Annotated in this window: 19 protein-coding genes; 9 read left to right on the top strand and 10 right to left on the bottom strand. The window is 72.8% G+C overall.

All coding sequences use genetic code 11. The annotated features are described in order from the left end of the window. Positions 1–37: 37 nt before the first annotated feature. Positions 38–1,246: a winged helix-turn-helix domain-containing protein gene (locus L615_RS06470; RefSeq protein WP_145724515.1), complete on the top strand. Its 1,209-nt coding sequence runs from the start codon at positions 38–40 to the stop codon at positions 1,244–1,246. Positions 1,247–1,270: 24 nt separating this feature from the next. On the opposite strand, the gene L615_RS06465 is transcribed toward L615_RS06470, so the two are convergent. From L615_RS06465 to L615_RS06425, 9 genes are read right to left on the bottom strand one after another with little or no spacing between them, the layout of a single operon-like run. Beyond that, complete coding sequence (locus L615_RS06465; protein ID WP_145724514.1) at positions 1,271–3,142, bottom strand: long-chain fatty acid--CoA ligase; 1,872 nt, start codon at positions 3,140–3,142, stop codon at positions 1,271–1,273. Positions 3,143–3,188: 46 nt separating this feature from the next. After that, a complete protein-coding gene (locus L615_RS06460; protein ID WP_028656590.1) occupies positions 3,189–4,319 on the bottom strand; it encodes an MlaD family protein in 1,131 nt (376 codons plus the stop codon). After that, positions 4,316–5,311, bottom strand: coding sequence for an MCE family protein (locus tag L615_RS06455; protein WP_028656591.1), 996 nt, complete (start codon positions 5,309–5,311; stop codon positions 4,316–4,318). The genes L615_RS06460 and L615_RS06455 overlap by 4 nt, the downstream gene beginning before the upstream one ends. Continuing rightward, positions 5,308–6,438, bottom strand: coding sequence for an MCE family protein (locus L615_RS06450; RefSeq protein ID WP_051486026.1), 1,131 nt, complete (start codon positions 6,436–6,438; stop codon positions 5,308–5,310). Before L615_RS06450 ends, L615_RS06455 begins: the two co-directional genes overlap by 4 nt. Beyond that, positions 6,435–7,424 carry an MCE family protein gene (locus tag L615_RS06445; RefSeq protein ID WP_028656592.1) on the bottom strand — a complete coding sequence of 330 codons (990 nt, stop codon included), beginning with the start codon at positions 7,422–7,424 and terminating at the stop codon, positions 6,435–6,437. The genes L615_RS06450 and L615_RS06445 overlap by 4 nt, the downstream gene beginning before the upstream one ends. Next, positions 7,421–8,479 (bottom strand): MCE family protein, encoded by a 1,059-nt coding sequence (locus L615_RS06440; protein WP_051486027.1) that lies wholly within the window; start codon positions 8,477–8,479, stop codon positions 7,421–7,423. The genes L615_RS06445 and L615_RS06440 overlap by 4 nt, the downstream gene beginning before the upstream one ends. Continuing rightward, positions 8,476–9,582, bottom strand: a complete 1,107-nt coding sequence (locus L615_RS06435; RefSeq protein ID WP_145724512.1) for an MCE family protein — start codon at positions 9,580–9,582, stop codon at positions 8,476–8,478. Before L615_RS06435 ends, L615_RS06440 begins: the two co-directional genes overlap by 4 nt. Before the next feature lie 9 nt (positions 9,583–9,591). Then, positions 9,592–10,431, bottom strand: a complete 840-nt coding sequence (locus L615_RS06430; protein ID WP_084255406.1) for an ABC transporter permease — start codon at positions 10,429–10,431, stop codon at positions 9,592–9,594. After that, positions 10,428–11,237 carry an ABC transporter permease gene (locus L615_RS06425; RefSeq protein WP_145724511.1) on the bottom strand — a complete coding sequence of 270 codons (810 nt, stop codon included), beginning with the start codon at positions 11,235–11,237 and terminating at the stop codon, positions 10,428–10,430. The genes L615_RS06430 and L615_RS06425 overlap by 4 nt, the downstream gene beginning before the upstream one ends. Before the next feature lie 200 nt (positions 11,238–11,437). On the opposite strand from L615_RS06425, the gene L615_RS06420 reads away from it, so the two are divergent. The 8 genes from L615_RS06420 to L615_RS06385 all read left to right on the top strand — a co-directional run bounded on the left by L615_RS06420 (position 11,438) and on the right by L615_RS06385 (position 19,211). Continuing rightward, positions 11,438–12,199, top strand: coding sequence for a MerR family transcriptional regulator (locus L615_RS06420; RefSeq protein ID WP_145724510.1), 762 nt, complete (start codon positions 11,438–11,440; stop codon positions 12,197–12,199). Between the two features lie 27 nt (positions 12,200–12,226). Further along, positions 12,227–12,637 carry a nucleoside-diphosphate kinase gene (gene ndk / locus L615_RS06415; RefSeq protein WP_028656597.1) on the top strand — a complete coding sequence of 137 codons (411 nt, stop codon included), beginning with the start codon at positions 12,227–12,229 and terminating at the stop codon, positions 12,635–12,637. Between the two features lie 180 nt (positions 12,638–12,817). Then, positions 12,818–13,849: a rod shape-determining protein gene (locus L615_RS06410; protein ID WP_028656598.1), complete on the top strand. Its 1,032-nt coding sequence runs from the start codon at positions 12,818–12,820 to the stop codon at positions 13,847–13,849. 3 nt (positions 13,850–13,852) lie between these two features. Continuing rightward, the gene (gene mreC, locus L615_RS06405; RefSeq protein WP_084255408.1) at positions 13,853–14,791 is read left to right on the top strand and encodes a rod shape-determining protein MreC; all 939 of its coding nucleotides are present in this window, start codon (positions 13,853–13,855) and stop codon (positions 14,789–14,791) included. Further along, positions 14,788–15,378: a rod shape-determining protein MreD gene (gene mreD, locus L615_RS06400; RefSeq protein WP_145724509.1), complete on the top strand. Its 591-nt coding sequence runs from the start codon at positions 14,788–14,790 to the stop codon at positions 15,376–15,378. The genes mreC and mreD overlap by 4 nt, the downstream gene beginning before the upstream one ends. Then, positions 15,375–17,492 (top strand): penicillin-binding protein 2, encoded by a 2,118-nt coding sequence (mrdA, locus tag L615_RS06395; protein WP_145724508.1) that lies wholly within the window; start codon positions 15,375–15,377, stop codon positions 17,490–17,492. Before mreD ends, mrdA begins: the two co-directional genes overlap by 4 nt. Before the next feature lie 4 nt (positions 17,493–17,496). Further along, on the top strand, positions 17,497–18,729 hold the full coding sequence (gene rodA / locus L615_RS06390) for a rod shape-determining protein RodA (protein ID WP_051486029.1): 1,233 nt from the start codon (positions 17,497–17,499) through the stop codon (positions 18,727–18,729). Then, positions 18,726–19,211 carry a diadenosine tetraphosphate hydrolase gene (locus L615_RS06385; protein ID WP_145724507.1) on the top strand — a complete coding sequence of 162 codons (486 nt, stop codon included), beginning with the start codon at positions 18,726–18,728 and terminating at the stop codon, positions 19,209–19,211. Before rodA ends, L615_RS06385 begins: the two co-directional genes overlap by 4 nt. On the opposite strand, the gene L615_RS06380 is transcribed toward L615_RS06385, so the two are convergent. Beyond that, positions 19,208–19,768, bottom strand: coding sequence for a GrpB family protein (locus tag L615_RS06380; protein WP_145724506.1), 561 nt, complete (start codon positions 19,766–19,768; stop codon positions 19,208–19,210). The genes L615_RS06385 and L615_RS06380 overlap by 4 nt on opposite strands. Positions 19,769–19,934: the final 166 nt, after the last annotated feature.

Genomic DNA, 19,934 nt, shown 5'->3' with positions numbered 1-19,934 from the left:
CCCGCGGCTTGTCGGTGGACATCCCTAGCCTGAGGGCGTGAGCACGACGCAGGTCCTCTCGCGGGCGCAGGCGCGGCGGGTCGCGCTGGCGGCGCAGGGCTTCCTCGACCCCGCCCACGCGGTGCCGACGCTGCGCACCTTCGACCGCACCCTGGCCCGCACGGGGGTGCTGCAGGTCGACAGCGTCAACGTGCTGCAGCGCGCCCACTTCATGCCGCTCTACTCGCGCATGGGGCCCTACGACGTCGACCTGCTCCGCCGGGCGGCGTCGGGCCGGCAGCGCCGGGTGGTGGAGTACTGGGCGCACGTGCAGGCCGTCATGCCGGTCGAGCTCTGGCCGGTGATGCGGCACCGGATGGAGGACTACCGCGCCCGCCGCGGGAAGTGGTTCACCCTCGACGAGGACGACGAGCTGGAGCGGGCGCTCCTGGCCGAGATCGCCGACCGCGGCGCCAGCACCGCCCGCGAGCTCGACGACGGCCTGCCCCGCAGCAAGGACCAGTGGGGGTGGAACTGGTCGCGCACCCGCCGGGTGCTCGACTACCTGTTCACCACCGGCGACCTGGCCATCGCCGACCGCACCAGCCAGTTCGAGATCCGCTACGACCTGCCCGAGCGGGTGCTGCCGCGGCAGTACGTCGAGGCGCCGGCCGTGCCCGCGGCCGAGGCGCACGTCGAGCTGGTCCGGCGGGCGGCCCGCTCGCACGGGGTGGCGAGCGCGCAGTGCCTCGCCGACTACTACCGGCTGCGACCGGCCGACGCCCGGGCCGCGGTCGAGGCGCTGGTCGACGCCGGCGAGCTCGAGCCCGTCCGCGTCGAGGGGTGGCACCGCCAGGCCTACCTCCACCGCGACGCGCGCCTGCCGCGGCGGGTGCGCGCGAGGGCGCTGCTGAGCCCCTTCGACCCGGTGGTCTGGGAGCGGGCGCGGGCGGAGGCGCTCTTCGACTTCTCCTACCGCATCGAGATCTACGTGCCGGCCGCACGGCGGGTGCACGGCTACTACGTGCTGCCGTTCCTGCTCGGCGACCGGATCGTCGGCCGGGTCGACCTCAAGGCCGACCGGGCCACCTCGCGGTTGCTGGTGCAGTCGGCGTGGGCCGAGCAGCACGCCCCGCCCGAGACCGCCGCTGAGCTGGCGGTCGAGCTGGGCCGCCTGGCCGGCTGGCTGGGCCTGGCGGACGTGGTGGTGGCGCCGCGGGGAGACCTCGCCCCCGGCCTGGCGGACGAGGTCTCCCGGGTGGCGTGAGCGGTCAGCCCACGCGGGCAGGGCTCACGCGTAGAGCCGCTCGAGCACGTCGGCGTACTTCGCGTGCACGACGCGGCGCTTGAGCTTCAGGGTCGGCGTCAGCTCCTCCGACTCCGCGGTCCACTCGACCGGCAGCAGCTCCCAGGCCTTGACCTGCTCGGGCCGCGACAGCCGCTCGTTGGCCGCGTCGACGGCCTGCTGGGCCATGGCGAGGATCGCCGGGTGCTGGGCGAGCTCGGCCAGCGACGTGCCGGCCGGGATGCCGAGCTGCTGCGCCACGACCGGCGCGATCTCGGCGTCGAGGGTGAGCACCGCGACGACGTACGGCTTGCCCTCGCCGAAGACCAGGGCGTGGCCGACGACCGGGCTCTCCTTGAGGTAGTTCTCGATGTTGGAGGGCGCGATGTTCTTGCCGGAGGAGGTGATGATCATCTCCTTCTTCCGGTCGACCACCTTGAGGAAGCCGTCCTCGTCGATCTCGCCGATGTCGCCGGTGTGCACCCAGCCGTCGGCGTCGATGAGCTGCGCGGTCGCGTCCTCCTGCTTGTAGTAGCCCTTCGAGGCGACCGGGCCGCGGGCGAGGATCTCGCCGTCCTCGGCGAGGGTGACCTCGATGCCGGGCAGCGCCTTGCCGACGGTGCCGAGACGGAACTGGTCGGGTCCGCACGCGGTGACGGCCGCACAGGTCTCGGTCATGCCGTAGACGTCGTAGATGCGCATGCCCAGGCCCGCGAAGAACTTCGCGACCTCCAGCGGCATCGGGGCCGCGGCCGACGCCGCCCACTCGCAGCGGTCCAGGCCGAGCAGCGCGCGCAGGAAGGACAGCAGCCCGGCGTCGGCCGCCTGGTAGCGGGCCTCGAGCTCGGGGGTGACCGTGCCGCCCTGCTGGAGCGCCTCGACGTACTCCAGCCCGATGGCGAGCGCGCCCTCGACCTGCGCCTTCTTCTCCGGGTCGGTCTCTGCGGCGAGCTTGGCCGAGACGCCGGTCTTGATCTTCTCCCACACCCGCGGGACGCCGAAGAAGCGCGTCGGGTGCACCTCGCCCAGGGCGCCCAGCAGCAGCGCCGGGTCGGAGATCAGGTGCACGTGCGCGCCGTACGACTGCGGGATGTACATGCCCAGCGTGCGCTCGGCGATGTGCGCGAACGGCAGGTAGGAGATGAAGTCGTTGTGCTGGGTCGGGGCGGCGACCTCGAGCGAGCAGGCGCACTCGTAGAGCACGGCGTGGTGGGTGAGCACGACGCCCTTCGGGTTCCCCGTCGTGCCCGAGGTGTAGAGGATCGTCAGCGGGTCGTCCGGCGAGATCTGGTCGATCCGCTGCTGCAGGGCGTCCGCGTTCGCGGCGCGCCACGCGGCGCCCTCGGCGACGAAGTCGTCCCAGGTCGTGAACCGGTCGTCACCGGCCGGCGCCTCGGCGTCGATGACGACGACGCGGCGCATTGAGGAGCTCTCGGCGAGCGCCTTCTCCCACCGTGCGACGTGGTCGGCGGACTCGAGGACGGCCACCGCCGGCTCGGCGTGCCCGGCGACGTAGGAGACCTGCTCGGGGGAGAGGGTGTTGTAGACCGACATCGACACGGCCCCGGCGTGCACGGCGCCGAGGTCGGCGATGACGTGCTCGATCCGGTTGCTGGCCATCAGCGCCACCCGGTCGCCCGGCGCGMCGCCGGCAGCGGCCAGCGCACCGGCCACGTCGAGGGCACGCTCGCCCAGCTCGTTCCAGCTGACGGTGCGCCAGCCGGGTGCGTAGCCGCCGGACAGGTCGATGCCGACCTTGTCCGAGTACGCCGGGGCGTCGCCCTCCGCGGCGACGGTCCGGGCGAAGGCGACCGGCAGGGTGAGGCCGGCGATCCGCTCCTCGATGGCGGCGCGCTGGGCCAGGGTGTCGGTGCTCATCGTGTCTTCCTCTCGGGATGGGGGTGGTGCGGTGAGGTCGTGGGCGTCACTGCCGGGGGACGGTGGCCGAGCCACGCCCCTGGGTGCCGTCCGGCGGGTCGGTGCAACGGACGTGGGTCTGCGGCTTCCGCTTCGTGACGTCCTGGATGTCGCGCTGGACCGAGCGGTCGTAGACGCAGTTCTTCAGCACGCGGGGCACGAGCAGGACGCGTCCGCTGCCGCCGCGGGTGCTGCCGGCCATCACGTCGGCCTGGAGCGGCACCCAGTCCAGCCAGTGCTGGAGCCCGCGCAGGTGCCGGGCAGCCATCTCGGTGAGCGGCACGCCGGAGCGCAGGAGGCGGCGCACGTCGGGCGACGCGTCGCGCCACCAGCGCTCGAGGCGGGGGAGCAGGTCCAGCGAGGTGACGACGGTACGACGCACGTCGGGTGCCGCCTCGGCCAGCGACGCGGCGATCAGCTCGAGGTTCGCGGCCATCGCGCGGATCCGCGGCCCGAGGTCGGCGACGGTGCGCAGCGGCCGCTCGGCGCGCCGGGCGAGGCGGGTCAGGTCCGGCTCCAGGCGGCGCAGCATCGCGAACGCGGTCTCCATCTCCACCGCGAGCGCGCGCAGGTCGACGTCCTCCGCGCCGTTGCCGAAGATCGCCTCGGTCTCGGCGGCGATGGTGCGGATGTCGGCCACGTCGAGGTGGGACATCAGGCCCTGGGCGTGGGCCAGCACGTCCGGGACGCTGACCGGCACGGCGACCGAGGAGACCGGGACCGTGGCGCCGTCGGCGAGCCAGGGCCCGCCGGCGCTGCGCGGGCGGACGTCGAGGTACTGCTCGCCCACCGCGGACAGGTTGCGCACCTCCACCGCGCTGTCGACGGGGATCTCGACGTGCGACTCGATCTCCAGCTCGGCGACGGCGCCGACGCCCTCGTCGGCGCTGAGCCGCACGTCGGTGACCTCGCCGATCCGCTGGCCGCGGTAGGTGACGACCGACCCCTCGTGCAGCCCGGCGGCCTGCGGCAGCTGCACGGAGAGGTGGTAGGGGTTGCGGAACAGCGAGCCGCCGACGACGGTGTCGGCGACGTAGAGGACGCCGGCGACGAGGATCACCAGGATCAGCACCTGCGCGGTGTGCACGCGGCGACGCCATCGCCGGGCGGTGCTCGCGAGCTCGTCGGAGGGGTTCACCGGTGCGCACCCCCCGTCGCGGCGAGCGCCTCGAGGTCGAGGAGGACGGTGAGGTCGAAGTTCACGAAGTCGCCGGGGGACGCGACGTCACTGCCCCCGGCGAAGGCGATCAGCCCGCGCATCACGCCGTCGATGTCGCGTCGTCCGGCCAGCAGGGTCCGCAGGACCGGTTCCATGTCGCGCAGCTGCGCCAGCAGGTCGCTGCGGACGGCGTTCGTCAGCGGGGTGGCGACCACGTCGAACTGGTTGAGGGACTCCATGGCCGCGACCAGGTCGGCACGCTGGCGGTCGAAGGAGGTGACGAGGTCGGTGAGGTCGGTGAGGGAGCGGGTCACCTCGGGCAGGTCGCCGGCCAGCCGCGTGGTGAGCCGGTCCAGCGCCCTGGTCAGCCGGTCGATGCGGGGGAGCTCGCCGTCGAGGTCGGTGACCGCGGTGTCGAGCCGCGACAGCAGCCGCCGCACGTCACCGGCGTTGCCGGTCAGGGCGGTGTTGAGCTCGGTGATGATCGTGGAGATGTCGGAGAAGCTGCCGCCGGTGACGACGGTCGACAGTGCGGAGAGCAGGTCGGTGACGTCGGGCGCCGACCCGGTGGCGGCCGCGGGCAGCGTGGCGCCCGCGGCGAGCACGTCGCCGCCGGTGCCGGGGAAGAGCTGGACGAAGGCGGTGCCCATCGGCGAGGTGAGTCGGATCTCCGCCCGGGAGGTGTCGCGGAGCTCGACCGACGTGGACAGCGCGAGCTCGACCTCGGCGACGTACTCGCCCGCCTCGACGGCGGTGACCTGGCCGACGGTGGCCCCGTCGAGCTTGACCGGGGCGTCCACCGGCAGGTTGAGGGCGTCCTCGAACTCGACGGTGAGCTCGTAGGTCGGGCCGTCGACCAGCGACGGCAGCGGCACGTCCTCCAGCTCGAGGCCGCAACCGGCCGCGCCGGCACCGACCCCGATCAGGACCGTCGCGGCGACGAGGGCGCGCCGCACGCCGTACCGACTCACGGGATGCCTCCCGGCAGGCCGTCGTAGATGCCGTCGAGGAGCGGGTCGAGCAGGCCGCGGCCGTCGGTGGTGAAGAGCAGGCCGCACATGTCGGTGCCGAGCTCGCCGGCCATGGCCGCGAAGACGTTGCAGGTGTGGCTGCGGAAGGCGGCCGAGAAGGGGCCGGCGCTGAACGCGAACTGCACCCGCAGCCGGCCGAGGTCCCAGTCGTAGGCGCGGGCGAAGTTCTCCGCCATCGTGGGCATCACGTCGAAGGCCTCGGCGAGGGAGTCCTGGTGCTCGCGCACGGTCCCGACGACGTCGGCGAGCCCGGCGAGGTCGTCGCCGAGCACCTCGGCGTTCTCCGTCAGGATGGTGTTGGTGAGGCGGGTCAGCTCGTCGAGGGCGTCGAGCGTGGCGACCAGCTCCTCGCGCTGGTCGGCCAGCACCGCGGTGGTGTCGGCCGTCGCCGTGGTGAAGTCGCGGATCCTCTTGTCGCGGCGGCCGAGCGTGGTGACGAGCTCGACGAGGTTCTCCGACACCGCGGTCAGGTCGGCCTCCTTGGCGTTGACGACCTCGAGGGCGTCGCGGCTCTCGGCGAGGGCGCGGCGCAGGTGCGCGCCGTTGCCCTCGAGCGCCGCGGCCGTCGTGGAGAGCATCTCGCCGAGACCGGCTCCGCCCTTGCCGTCGAGCCCGGCGTCGAGCGCCAGCACGAGGTCGTCGATCGCCTTCGCGACCTCGTCGACCGTCGCGGGGGACCGGGTGTGGGCGGCGTCGATGTGGGCGCCCGACGCGAGTGTCGGGCCGCCGTCCCAGGCGGGGCCGATCTCGATGAACCGGTCGGTGACCAGCGAGCCCTGCAGGATCTCCGCCCCGGCGTCCTCCGGCACGCGGGTGCGCGGGTCGAGGTGCATGACGACGCGCATCGTGGTGCCGCGAGGCTCGACCTCGACGATCTCACCGACCTCGACCCCGAGGTAGGTGACGTCGTTCCCGACGTACACGCCGGTGGTGTCGGCGAAGTCGGCGGTGACCCGCAGTGCCTCCGGGTCGTCGCCGCCGAGCCAGCCGACCAGCCGCGCGCCGGACACGGCGAGGGCCAGGACGAGCGCGCCAGCGAGGACGCCGAGGACGGTGCGCCGGCTCATCGGCAGTCCTCGGGGGTGATCGAGCAGACCAGGTCGTCGGGGATGACGGCCCACGGCGCGTTGACGCCGAGCCACGGCCCGTCGCCGGTGGCGTTGGTGAAGACCCGCATGGTCGGGCCGGCCAGCCGCATCGTGCGGTCGAGCTGGGCGTCGTGCTTCTTCAGCACCCGCAGCACCGTGCGCAGGTCGCGCAGCGCCGGCTCGAGCTGCGGCGACGTCGTCCGGACGAGCGTCGACAGCCCGGTCACGAAGCGGTGCGCGTCGCGGAGCAGGGCCCGCAGCACCTCCTTGCGCTGCTGGACCATCAGCATGACGGCGGCGCCGTTGGTCATCACCCGGTCGAGCTCGTCGGTCTGCTCCAGCACCAGGGAGGTGACCTTGCGGGTGGAGGCGAGCAGGTCGTCGACCTGCTGCTCGCGCTCGGTGACGATCGCGGACACCCCGGCGATGCCGTCGACGGCGTCGCGCAGCGCGGTCGGGGTCACCGCCAGGTCCGTGGCGAGCACGTCGACCGCCTCCTGGACCCGGTCGAGGTCGAGCGCCTGCACCTGCGGCGTCGACTCCAGCCAGAACCGCTCGATCGTGTAGCTGTCGACCGCGTGCTCGAGCCCGATCGTCGCGCCGTCGGCGAGGGTGTCGCCAGAACCCGGCGTCAGCGACAGGAAGCGCTCGCCGAGGATCGACAGCAGCTTCACCTCGACCGTGCTGTCCTCGGTGAGGCCGAGGTCGGCCGGGGCCTGGTTGAGCGAGAACTCCACGTCGACCTGGTCGCGCACGGCCTCGACACCGGTCACCTTGCCGACCTTCAGCCCGGCCACCCGGACGTCGTCGCCGGACTCGATGCCGGCCGCGTGCCGCAGGCGCACGTGGTACGACGCCTCGCCGGCCAGCGTGCGCACGCCGACCACGACCAGGCCGGCCACGAGGGCCAGTGCGACGACGCGGAGCGGCCAGCCGAGGCCGCGCCAGGTGAGCAGGGCGGTCATCGGCGGCACCTCCGCGAGAAGCGGTCGCCGGTGACCCCGAGGTCGACCTTCGTCGGGACCCCGTCGAGCTGGGCCGACAGCGTGCACACGTAGGTGTTGAGGTAGCTGCCGTAGCCGAGGGTGCGCAGGTAGACCTCGAGCTGCTGGGGGACCGCGGACCCGGTGCGGGCGAGCAGGTCGCCGCGGCTGGCGAGGTAGTCGAACCACGGCACGGACGAGGCCACCACGTCGGTCAGCGGGGAGCGGGCGTCCTCGACGAGGTCGGCGGTGGTGGCGGAGAGCCGCGCGATGCCGTCGAGGCTGGTGGCGATCCGGCTGCGATCCTTCGCGAGCCCCGCCGTGAGCGAGTCCAGGCCGCGAACCAGGCCGGTGATCTCGGCACGGTGGGCGTCGGTGGTCTCCAGCACCAGGGTGACGTTGTCGACCACCCGGGCGAGCGTCTCCTCGCGGTCGGTGAGGCCGGTGGTCAGCTCGGCGGTCTGCTCCAGCAGGTGCTGGATGGTCGGGCCCTGGCCCTGCAGCACCCGGACGATGTTGGCGGCGAGCAGGTTGACGTCGCCGGGCTGCAGCAGGTCGAAGACCGGCTTGAACGCGTTGAACATCGCGGTCAGGTCGAGGGCCGGGCGGGTGCGCTCGAGGGGGATGTGCGCGTCGCCGTCGAGCCGCCGCGCCTTCGCGCCGGTGCCGGGGCGGGCGAGGGCGACGTAGCGCTGGCCCATGAGGTTGAGGTAGTCGATCGTCGCCGTGACGTCCTCGTGCAGCACCTGGTCGGCCGAGACGCTCATCGTGACGACGGCCAGGCCCTTGTCGTCCCCGGTGCCGACGCGGGTGTCGGTGACCCGGCCGACCCGGACCCCGGCGACCCGCACGTCGTCCCCGGCGCGCAGGCCGGTGGCGTCGCGGAAGACCGCGGTCAGAGTGATCGAGTCGCCGCGCTGCGAGCGGGAGAGGGTGCCGGCGACCATCGAGGTCAGCACCAGCGCGAAGGCCGCGAACAGGGCGACGCCGATGGCCGCGCCCTTGTGGCGCCGGAGCTCGCTGAGCTGGCGACTCATCGCGCACCACCCCCGCAGGAGCCGCGGAGGCCGCGGTAGGTCGGGCAGTCGTCGGGGTTCGTGGCGTCGTACGGGTCCATCAGCTGGGGCGCGAGGACGCCCTCCATCTGGACCCGGCCGTCCTTCGCGGCGTTCGCGCCGTTGCGCAGCAGCGCCGGCAGCTTGTCCAGCAGCGAGGCGAAGGCGGGGTAGCGGTCCGCGAAGACCTCGAGGTTGGCGGCGGTCGCGTTCAGCAGCCGCGCGGTCTCGTCGCCGTTCTCACGCAGGAAGGCGGTGACGCCCTCCTCGCCGCTGAGCAGCCGGGAGATGCCGCGCAGGAGCGTGCGCGTCCCCTTCTCCTGCGAGACCAGGGTCCGTGCGAGCGGGCGCGAGTCCCGCAGGGCGGAGACCAGCTGTGGCTCGACGTCGGCGAGCAGGTCGCTGTCGCGGGTGAGCAGGTCGAGGTCGCGGCGCAGCTGCGGCTGCAGGTCCGTCCAGCGCCCGAGGAAGGCCTCCCCGTCGCGGACGAGGGTGGCGAGCCGGGCGCCGCGGCCGTCGAGGGAGTCGGCGAGCTGGGAGAGCGCGACGTCCCACTGCGCCGGGTCCACCGCGGCGAGGAGCCGCTGCGTCGCGGAGAAGGTGTCCATCAGCCGCAGGGTGGCCCGCGACGTGTCGGCAGGTACGACGGCGCCGTCGGCCAGGCTCGCGGCGCCGTTGCCGCGGGCAGCCACCAGGTCGACGTACTCGTTGCCGAAGAGGGTGCCGGGCAGCACCCGGGCCCGCACGCCGCCGGGGATCAGCGCGGCGTGGTCCGGGTCGACGAGCACCTCCGCCGTCGGTCCGTCCCACCCGGTCTCGCCGGCCCGGGCGACCGGCTCGACCCGGACGACGCGACCCACGCGCAGGCCCTGGTACTTCACGTCGGAGTTGATGCCGAGGGTGTCGCCGACGGTCGTCAGCTGCACCGTGAGGCGGACGTCGCCGCTGAGGGTGCCGAGGGTCTGCAGCGCCAGCACGCCGGCGAGCAGGCCGAGCGCGGCGACGCCGGCGAGCCCGGCCAGGGCCAGCCGCAGGCGCAGCCCGCGCCGGTCGGCCCCGTGGTGGGGGAAGAGGATCTCGCTCATCCGACCCGCCTACCCCGAGATCTGGACCTGCTGGTCCGCGCCCCACAGCAGCAGCGTCAGCAGGATGTCGACGACGGTCAGGGAGATGATGCTGGCGCGGATCGCGCGACCGGTCGCGCGGCCGACGCCCTCGGGGCCGCCGCTGGCGGTGAAGCCGTGGTAGCAGTGGATGAGCGTCACCACGGTCGTCAGCACCACCACCTTGATCGCCGAGTAGAAGACGTCGATCGGCGCCACGAACGTGCGGAAGTAGTGGTCGTAGGTGCCCGCGGACTGGCCGTAGAAGGTGGTCACCATGAAGTCGGTCGCGACGTAGGTGCCCACCAGGCCGATCAGGTAGAGCGGCAGCACGATGATCCATGCCGCCACCAGCCGGGTGCTGACCAGGTAGGGGATCGGCCGGATCGCCATCGACTCCAGCGCGTCGATCTCCTCGCTGATCCGCATCGCGCCGATGCGGGAGGTGAACCCGCAGCCGATCCGCGCCGCGAAGCCCAGCGCCGCGACCATCGGCGCCAGCTCACGGGTGTTGGCGTAGCCGGAGATGAAGCCGGTGAGCGGGGCGAGGCCGATCACGTCGAGGCCCTGGTAGCCCTCGAGGCCGACCTCGGTGCCGGTGAGGGTGGAGAGCAGCAGCACGACACCGACCACGCCGCCGCCGACGAGGAAGATGCCCGAGCCGAGGGTGACCTCGGCCAGGACCCGGGCGACCTCGCCGCGGTAGCGGGTGACGGCCACCGGCAGCGCCGCGATCGCCCGCCACGCGAGCACGAGCTGGAGGCCGATGCCCTCCAGCGGCCCGACGGCCCGGTCGACGGCCCGGTCGACAGCCTGCTCGATGGCGGTCACCCGATCGGCCCTCCCGCGAAGGTGCTGTGCACCTGGGAGATCACGAAGTTGGCGGCGAAGAGCAGCACGAAGTTGGTGACCACCGCGCTGGTGACGGCCTCGCCGACGCCGGTCGGGCCGCGGCTCGCGCCGAGGCCCTTGTACGACGCCACGACGGCGCAGATCACCGCGAAGATCGCCGCCTTGGCCAGTGACAGGTAGAGGTCCGAGACCTGGGCGAGCGTGGTCACCGAGGCCAGGTAGCTGCCCGGCGGCAGGTCCTGGACCACGACGCTGATCGACAGCGTGGTGAGGATCGTGAAGAACATGACGACGCCGTTGAGCAGCACGGCCACGACGACGATCGCGAACATCCGCGGCACGACGAGCCGCTCCATCACCGACAGGCCCATGACCTCCATGGCGTCGATCTCCTCGCGGATGCGCCGCGAGCCGAGGTCGGCGCAGATCGCGGAGCCGGCCACGCCGGAGAGCATCAGCGCCGTGATCAGGGGAGAGGCCTGGCGCACGACGGCCAGGGTGTTGCCGGCGCCGGTGAACGCGACGGCGCCGACCTCCTGGGCGAGCACGCCGACCTGCAGGGCGAGGATGATGCCGAAGGGCACGGACACGGCCAGCGCGGGCAGCGTGCAGACCCGGATGGCGTACCAGGTCTGCACCACGGTCTCGGCGAGCGGGAAGCGGCGCGCGGTGAGGGAGGTGAGCACCGCGCCGAAGACCCGGCGGGTGAACCGGACCATCGCGACGACCTCGGCGAGCGGCCTGCCGAGCGCCGGGAGGACGCGCGGTTCGCTCGTCGCCGACATGGTGCTCCTGGTGCTCGCTCGGGTCAGGTCCGTGGGGAGGCCGAGAATGACAGTGGAACTGTCACACCCGTACTGTTCCCCGCAGTGTGACCTACGTCAACCCCGATCGTTGAACATCCCAGGACGGGCTCAGTTCACGCCTGAGCAGGGCAGTCCTGCCCTCGTTGCGCGGATTGGATGACAGTCGTACTGTGACAGTCATGAGCGCTGCCGCCGACGCCAACCCGACCCCGGAGCCCGGCGACGACAGCGGTCTGCGCACCATCGACGAGCTCGCGGCCGCAGCCGGGCTGACCGTGCGGACCACCCGCTACTACGCGAGCCTGGGCCTGCTCCCGCCGCCGGCGCGGCGTGGCCGGATGGCGTGGTACGACGACACCCACCTCGCCCGCCTGGAGATGATCCGCGCGCTCCAGGGGCACGGCTTCACCCTGCAGGCGATCGAGAAGTACCTCGCCTCGCTGCCCGCCGACGCCGGCGTCGAGGACCTCGCCGTCCAGCGCGCGATGCTCACCTCGTGGACCGTGGGGGAGCCCCAGGAGCTCACCCGGCGCCAGCTCGACCAGCACGCCGGCCGCCGGCTCAGCGACGAGGAGGTCTCCCTCATCGAGGACTTCGGGCTGCTGCGGCGCTCGACCGACGAGCGCGGCGCCGAGCGGTTCACCCCGGTCCACGGCTTCGACGTCGCCGTGGAGCTGCTCCAGGTCGACATCCCGGTCGCCGGGATGCGGGCCGCGGGGGAGGCGATCGAGCGCCACATGTCCGCCCTCGCCGAGGACCTCACCCGGGTCCTGCACGACGAGGTCGTCGAGCCGTGGCGCCGCGACAGCCGCTCCCGCGAGGACGCCGCACAGCTGGAGGACACCATCGGCACCCTGCGCCGGCTGACCCTCGAGGCGATCGTGCGCGGCTTCCAGCGCTCGGCCAACAAGCTGATCACCCGGTCCCTCGATCGTCGCTGAGCGCGGTGGAGCGATAGGGTCACGCACGTGACCCAACGCACCTTCGTCCTCCTCAAGCCCGACGCGGTCCGCCGCGGACTGGTCGGCACCCTGCTGGCCCGCTTCGAGGCCAAGGGCCTGGAGATCGTGGCCATGGAGCTGCGCCACATCGACGGCGAGCAGGCGGACGCCCACTACGCCGAGCACGTCGAGCGCGACTTCTACCCGCCGCTGCGCGACTTCGTCACCAGCGGCCCTCTGGTCGCCCTCGTGCTGCAGGGCGACGAGGCGATCGAGGTGGTCCGCACGCTCAACGGCGCGACGGACGGCCGCAAGGCCGCCCCCGGCACGATCCGCGGCGACCTCTCCCTCTCGAACCGGGAGAACCTCGTGCACGGCTCCGACTCCCCGGAGTCCGCCGAGCGCGAGATCGCGCTCTGGTTCCCCGGCCTGGCCTGACCCGCACCTGACACCCGCACGCCACGCCGTACGGCGTGGCTCCCCGGCAACCCCGGCCGCCTTACCTACCCTCGCAACCGGAGGCGGTCGGTCCGTGCGCCCGGCCGTCGCCCCTTCCCCGAAACGCGCACGAGGACCTGGTCGACGTCGACCCGGTCCGGCGACGTCTTGCGAGGAAGCGTGAGGGCGAATTCCATCATCGGCCGGGACATGGCCGTGGACCTCGGCACCGCCAACACGCTCGTCTACGTCCGCCGTCGCGGCGTGCTCCTGGACGAGCCGAGCGTCGTGGCGCTCAACGACACCACCGGCGAGGTCATCGCCGTGGGCCACCAGGCCAAGCAGATGCTGGGCCGCACCCCCGACAACATCACCGCCCTGCGCCCGTTGCGCGACGGGGTGATCGCCGACTTCGAGGCGACCGAGCAGATGCTGCGGCACTTCATCGCCCGCGTGCACCGGCGCCGCTACTTCGCCAAGCCGCGGATGGTCATCTGCGTGCCGAGCTCGATCACGCCCGTCGAGCAGCGCGCCGTGAAGGAGGCCGGCTACCAGGCCGGCGCCCGTCGCGTGTACGTCGTGGAGGAGCCGATGGCCGCCGCGATCGGTGCCGGGCTCCCGGTCCACGAGGCAACCGGCAACATGATCGTCGACGTCGGCGGCGGCACCACCGAGGTCGCCGTGATCTCCCTGGGCGGCATCGTCACCTCGCTGTCCATCCGCACGGCCGGCGACGACCTCGACGCCGCGATCATCGCGTGGATGAAGAAGGAGCACGGCGTGATGCTCGGCGAGCGCACCGCCGAGGAGGTCAAGGTGACCCTGGGCTCCGCCTTCCCGCGGCCCGGCGAGCCGGAGGGCGAGGTCCGCGGCCGCGACATGGTCACCGGCCTGCCGCGCACCGTCACCGTGACCAGCGCCGACATCCGCCACGCGCTCGAGGAGCCGCTGCACGCCATCGTCGACGCCGTCCGGGTCACCCTCGACCAGACGCCGCCCGAGCTGGCCGGCGACATCATGGACCGCGGCATCGTGCTGACCGGCGGGGGAGCGCTGCTGCGCGGCCTCGACGAGCGGATCCGGCACGAGACCGGCATGCCCGTGCACGTCGCCGAGGACCCGCTGGTCTCCGTCGCCATGGGCGCCGGCCGCTGCGTCGAGGAGTTCGAGGCCCTCCAGCAGGTGCTCGTCACCAACCCCCGGCGGTTCTGACCGATGGCCCTCGACACCCGTCCGGTCCGTCCCGCCTCCTCCGGCGCCCCGCAGCGCCCGGACGACGACCGTGGTCGTCCGTCCCGCTCGCTGGTCGTGGCGCTGCTGCTCGCCTGCGCCACGCTGATGGTCGTCGACAAGGCCGGCGGCGAGGGTTCGCCGGTCGCGGCGGTCCGCGACGTGGTGGGCGAGGTCGTCGGCCCGGTCCAGGCGGGGGTGGCGACCGTCGTACGCCCGGTGGCGGGGATCCCCGGCGCCTTCCGCACCAACGACCAGCTCCGGGAGCGGGTCGCCGACCTCGAGGCCGACCTCGCCGAGCGCGACCAGCGCCTCGCGAAGGCCGGCTACGACGAGCAGCGGCTCCAGCAGCTCGCCGGGCTCCGCGCGCTCGCCGGGGACATCGGCTACGCCCTGGTCCCGGCCCGGGTGATCGCGATCGGACCCGCGCAGAACTTCACGAGCACCGTCACGATCGACGCCGGCACCGACGCGGGCCTGCGCCCGGACATGACCGTCGTCGCGGCGGAGGGCCTCGTCGGCCGGGTCACCTCGGTCACCAGCCGCACCGCGACCGTGCTGCTCATCATCGACGACACCTCGCGGGTCGGCGGCCGGGTCGGGGAGAACATGGAGCTCGGCTTCGTCAGCGGCCACGGCACGCTCGGCACCGAGGACCGCCTCGAGATGGAGCTCGTCGACGGCACCGTGGTGCCGAAGGTCGACCAGCAGGTCCTCACCTGGGGCAGCAAGGGCGGCGCCCCCTACGTCGCCGGCGTGCCGATCGGCCGGATCGCCAAGGTCTTCGAGTCGGTGCGCGAGACGTCGTACCGCGCGGTGATCGAGCCGGCGGTGGACTTCACCAGCCTCGACCTGGTCGGCGTCGTCGTGCCGTCCGGCACCGGGGACCGCGTCATCGAGGCCGACGGGAGCGTGCGCCGATGAGGACCAGCCCCGCCGGACGCCTCACCGCCGTCGTCCTCGCGGTCCTGACTGCGCTGCTGGTCCAGGTCACCGTGCTCCCGCACTTCGCGTGGGAGGTCGGCGGCCTCGGGGTCGTGCCCGACGTCGTGCTGCTCGTCGTGGTCGCCACCGCGCTGGCCACCGACACCCGCTACGGCACCCTCACCGGCTTCTTCGCCGGCCTCCTGCTCGACCTCGCGCCGCCGGCCGACCACGTCGCCGGCCGCTGGACGCTGGCGCTCATGGTCGTCGGCTACGTCGTCGGCCGGCTCGCCCACGACAACACCTCCGACGTCGGCCGGCTCGAGCTCGAGGGCTCCCGCCGACCGCCGCTCGGCCTCGTGCTCGCGGCCGCTGCCGGCGCCTCCTTCGTCGGCACGTCCGTCTTCGCGCTGAGCGGGCTCTTCCTCGGCGACTCCGGCGCCTCCGTCGGCGAGCTGCTGCAGGTCGCGCTGGTGGCGCTGGTGCTCGACACGGTCGCGGCGCTGCTGGTGGTCCCGGCGACGTACTGGCTGCTGCGCCGGCTCGGCCAGGAGCGCCCCGTCGCGGCGAGGTGGGCGCAGACGTGACGGCCGCCTCGCACCGCAGCCAGCTGCGCCTGATCGTCATCCAGACGCTCGTCTTCTCGCTGCTCGCGACGCTCGGGGTGCGGCTCTACTACCTGCAGGTCGTCTCCGGCGAGGAGTACCAGGGCCAGGCCGCGTCCCAGTCCGTGCGCGAGATCGTCGTGCAGCCCCAGCGCGGGCTGATCGTCGACGCGATGGGCCGACCGCTCGTCACCAACCGGCTCACCTGGGTGGTCTCGCTCGACCGCACCCTCATCGGCCGGATGTCAGAGGAGGACCGCGCGGAGCTGCTCAGCCGCACCGCGCGCGCGATCGGCGTCAAGGTGCCGAGGATCCGCGCCCGGCTGCTGCTCTGCGGCGACGAGGGCGCCGTCGCGGGCACCTGCTGGAACGGCTCTCCCTACCAGCCGGTCCCGGTGGCGCAGGACGTGCCCGAGACCGCCGCGCTGCGCATCCTCGAGCAGCCGGAGGACTTCCCCGGGGTGGTCGTCGACCGGCAGAGTGTGCGGGAGTACCCCTCGCCGTACGGCATCAACGCCGCGCACCTGCTCGGCTACCTCAGCCCCATCACCAAGGAGGAGCTGGAGGCCGCGGAGGCCGAGGGCGACAGCTCCGTCAACGGCGCCTCGGTCGTCGGCCGCGCCGGCGTCGAGAAGGAGTACGACGAGTTCCTGCGCGGCCAGCCCGGCTACCAGCAGGTCGCGGTCGACTCCCGCGGGCGGGTCCGCCAGGACGTCTCCGACCTCGCCGCCCAGCCGGGCGACACGCTGGTCACCTCCATCGACGCCAACGTGCAGTCGGTCGTGGAGGAGCAGCTGTGGAAGATGATCCAGACCCAGCGCGGGCTGCGCGACCCGGTCACCAAGCGCAACTTCGAGGCCGACTCCGGCGCCGCCGTGGTGATGGAGGCGCGCACCGGCCGCATCGTCGCGATGGCCAGCCAGCCGACGTATGACCCGTCGGTGTGGGTCGGCGGCATCAGCGACAAGCAGCTCAAGCGGCTCTACTCCGAGGCCGCCGGCACCCCGCTGCTCTCGCGGGCCTTCCAGGGCCAGTTCGCGCCCGGCTCGACGTGGAAGCCGTTCATGTCCGCGGGAGCGCTCACCAACGGCTACTCCACCGACACCGTGCTCGGCTGCCCGTCGGCCGTGCAGATCGGCAACCGCGCCTTCCACAACCACGAGTCCGGCGCCTACGGCTCGATCGGCTTCGCCCGCGCGCTCGAGGTCTCCTGCAACACCTTCTTCTACCAGGTGGGCATGCACTTCTGGAGCACGCTCGGCTCCGACCCCGACGACGTCGACGCCCGCGACCCGCTGGTCAAGCAGGCCCAGAAGTTCGGCTTCGGCAGCCGCACCGGCGTCGACCTGCCCGGCGAGGCGTCGGGCCGGGTCGCGGACCGGAAGTGGAAGAAGGCCTACTACGAGTCGATGAAGGACTACTACTGCGGCATCGCCGACAAGCCGCAGGACGAGAAGACGTCCGACTTCGTCTACAAGTTCGCCCGCGAGTTCTGCATCGAGGGCTGGAAGTACAAGATCACCGACTCGGCGAACTTCGCGATCGGCCAGGGCGACACCATCGTCACGCCGCTGCAGCTGGCCCGTGCCTACGCCGCGCTCGCCAACGGCGGGGTGCTGTGGCACCCGCGCGTCGGCAAGGCGGTCGTCTCGCCCGACGGCGAGGTGATCCGCGAGATCAAGCCGAAGAAGGAGCGCAAGCTCAAGGTCCCCAAGCGGGTGCTGCGCTACCTCGACGACGCGCTCAAGGGCGTCGCGTCGCACGGCACCATGGCGTGGAAGCTCGGCGGCTTCCCGCTCGACGACGTGACCATCCGCGCGAAGACCGGCTCCGCCGAGGTCTACGGCAAGCAGTCGACCGGCTGGGTGGCGTCGTACACCGAGGACTACGTGGTGGTCATGATGATCACCCAGGCCGGCACCGGCTCGGGCTCGACCGGTGAGGGCATCCGCGCCATCTGGGAGGCCCTCTACGGCGTCGACGGCGAGACGGTCGACCGCGACAAGGCGGCGATCCCGGGCGTCCTCCAGCCCGCCGCGCTGCCGACCTTCGCCGACGACGGCTCGATCCTGCCGCCCGCACGGAAGGACCGGTGACCCCGTGAGCAACCGCATCCAGGCCGGCCGCTCAGCCGCCCGCCCCACCCGGACCACCGCCTCGCGCCGGGTCAGCTTCGTGCGCTGGGGCGACATCGACCAGCTGCTGCTCGTCGCCGTCGTCCTGCTCTCGCTCGTCGGCTGCCTGCTGATCTGGTCGGCGACCATCGAGCGCGACGACCTGACCGGCGGCGACGACCGGGCCTTCCTGCTCAAGCAGCTGGTCAACATCGTGATCGGGTTGGTGCTGATGGCGATGGTGGTGGTCACCGACCACCGGTGGGTGCGCATCCTCGCGCCGGTCGCCTACCTGGGCGCCGTCGTCGGGCTGGTGCTGGTGCTCGTCATGGGCTCCACGATCAACGGCTCCCGCTCCTGGCTGATGATCGGCGGGATGTCCCTGCAGCCCTCGGAGCTCGCCAAGCTCGCGGTCGTCGTCGGCATGGCGCTCGTCGTCGCCGAGCGCAGCGAGGGCCGCTGGCGCGACCGGGTCGGCACGACGGACGTGCTGCTCATGCTCGTCGTGGCCGGCGTCCCCGCCACCTTGATCCTCGCCCAGCCCGACCTCGGCACGATGCTCGTGCTGACCGCGACGGTGTTCGGCGTCATCGCCGCCTCCGGCGCCCACCGCGGTTGGCTCGCCGCGCTGGCCGGCGGGGGAGTCGCGGTCGCGGTGCTGGCGGTGACGAGCGGCTTCCTGAAGGAGTATCAGGTCGACCGCTTCCTGGCCTTCACCGACCCCGACCTCGACCCGCGCGGGGCCGGCTACAACGTGGAGCAGGCCCGGATCGCCGTCGGCAACGGCGGCCTCTTCGGCCAGGGGCTCTTCGACGGCTCGCAGACCCAGTCGGGCTTCGTGCCCGAGCAGCACACCGACTTCGTGTTCACCGTCGCCGGCGAGGAGCTCGGCCTGGTCGGAGCGGCCTTCATCGTCGCGCTGCTCGGCGTCGTCCTCTGGCGCGCGTTGCTCATCGCGACCCGCACCGACGACGTGTTCGGCCGGATCGCCGCCGCCGGCATCGCCTGCTGGTTCGGCTTCCAGGCGTTCCAGAACATAGGGATGTGCCTGGGCATCATGCCCGTCACCGGTGTCCCGCTGCCGTTCGTGTCGTACGGCGGCTCCTCGATGTTCGCCGGCATGCTGGCCGTCGGCCTGCTGCAGAACATCCACCTGCGCACGCTGACCGCCCCGGCCTCGCGGCTCGCCCCGCAGAAGCGGGTGCTGGTCCGCTCGTGACCGACGACTTCCGCCTCGACCGGGTCGGCTCCGCCCTGGCCGGCACCAACCCGACCGTCCTGCGCCGCCTCGACGCCGGCTTCGCCGTCATCGGCGACGTCCAGCACCTGCCCGGCTACTGCGTCCTCGTCACCGACGACCCGGACGCCGACCAGCTGACCGACCTGCCCGTCGACCGCCAGCTCGCCTTCCTCGCCGACATGGCCCTGCTCGGCCGCGCCGTCTCCGCCGTCTGCTCGCGCCGCGACCCTGCGTTCCGGCGGATCAACCTGGAGATCCAGGGCAACACCGACGCCTTCCTGCACGCCCACGTCACGCCCCGCTACGACTGGAAGCCCGACGACCTCGTCCGCTGGCCCGCCGCCCTCCACCACCGGGAGAAGCGTGTCGACGTCGAGCGCCACGCCCTCGGCCCGGAGCACGACGAGCTGCGCGTCGAGCTCGCCGCGGAGATCGACCGCCAGCGCGCCGCTGCCCCCTAGCTCCCGGGCTTCCTGTTGACCGCGAGGATCGCGTCCCGCTCCGCCTCGGTGAGCCCGGACGCCGCGAGCACGCGCTGCAGCACCTCGCTCTTGCCCTCGATGTAGTCGCCCATGTCCGCGAGCTCCTGCCCGGCCAGCTGCAGCTTCACTGCCGCGTACGCCGCCCGCAGCTCCGGGTCGGCCCGCAGCGTGTCCCGCACCGCCAGGTGGTTGCGCAGCGACAACGCCCCCTCCACGCACACGTAGACGTTGCGGGTGATCGCCGCGAGCTCGTCCTCGGTCGACGCCCGGAACGCGTGCCGCCCCTCCACCCCGAGGTCCCCGAGGTGTTCGTACCCCGCGACCGCCATGGCTTCAATCGCGGCGTCGAGGTGCCCGGCTGCCACCACCACGTCCACGTCGATGACCGGCTTCGCCGCCAGCCCCGGCACCGACGTGCTCCCCACGTGCTCGATGCCGAGGTGCGGGACGTCCGCCAGGGCCTCGACCAGCGCCGCCCGCACCACCTCGAACCTCTCCGGCCACGTCGGGTCGTAGGGCACCACCGTCACGCGCATGCCGCCATTGTCGCTGGGAAGTAGGCACCAAGTACGGCGTCGAGCGGTTGATGGGACTTCATGTCTGTTCCCGGCGGCCGCGCACCGTAGCCGACCGGCCCCCGGCGTCAAGGACGTCGCTGCGATCCGCCGCTACGCGGTCGCTTCGCGATCCTTGACCCCGGGG

This window comes from Nocardioides sp. J9 (genome assembly GCF_007829375.1).
Lineage (GTDB): Bacteria > Actinomycetota > Actinomycetes > Propionibacteriales > Nocardioidaceae > Nocardioides.
This window is presented reverse-complemented; position numbering and strand designations above follow the sequence as displayed.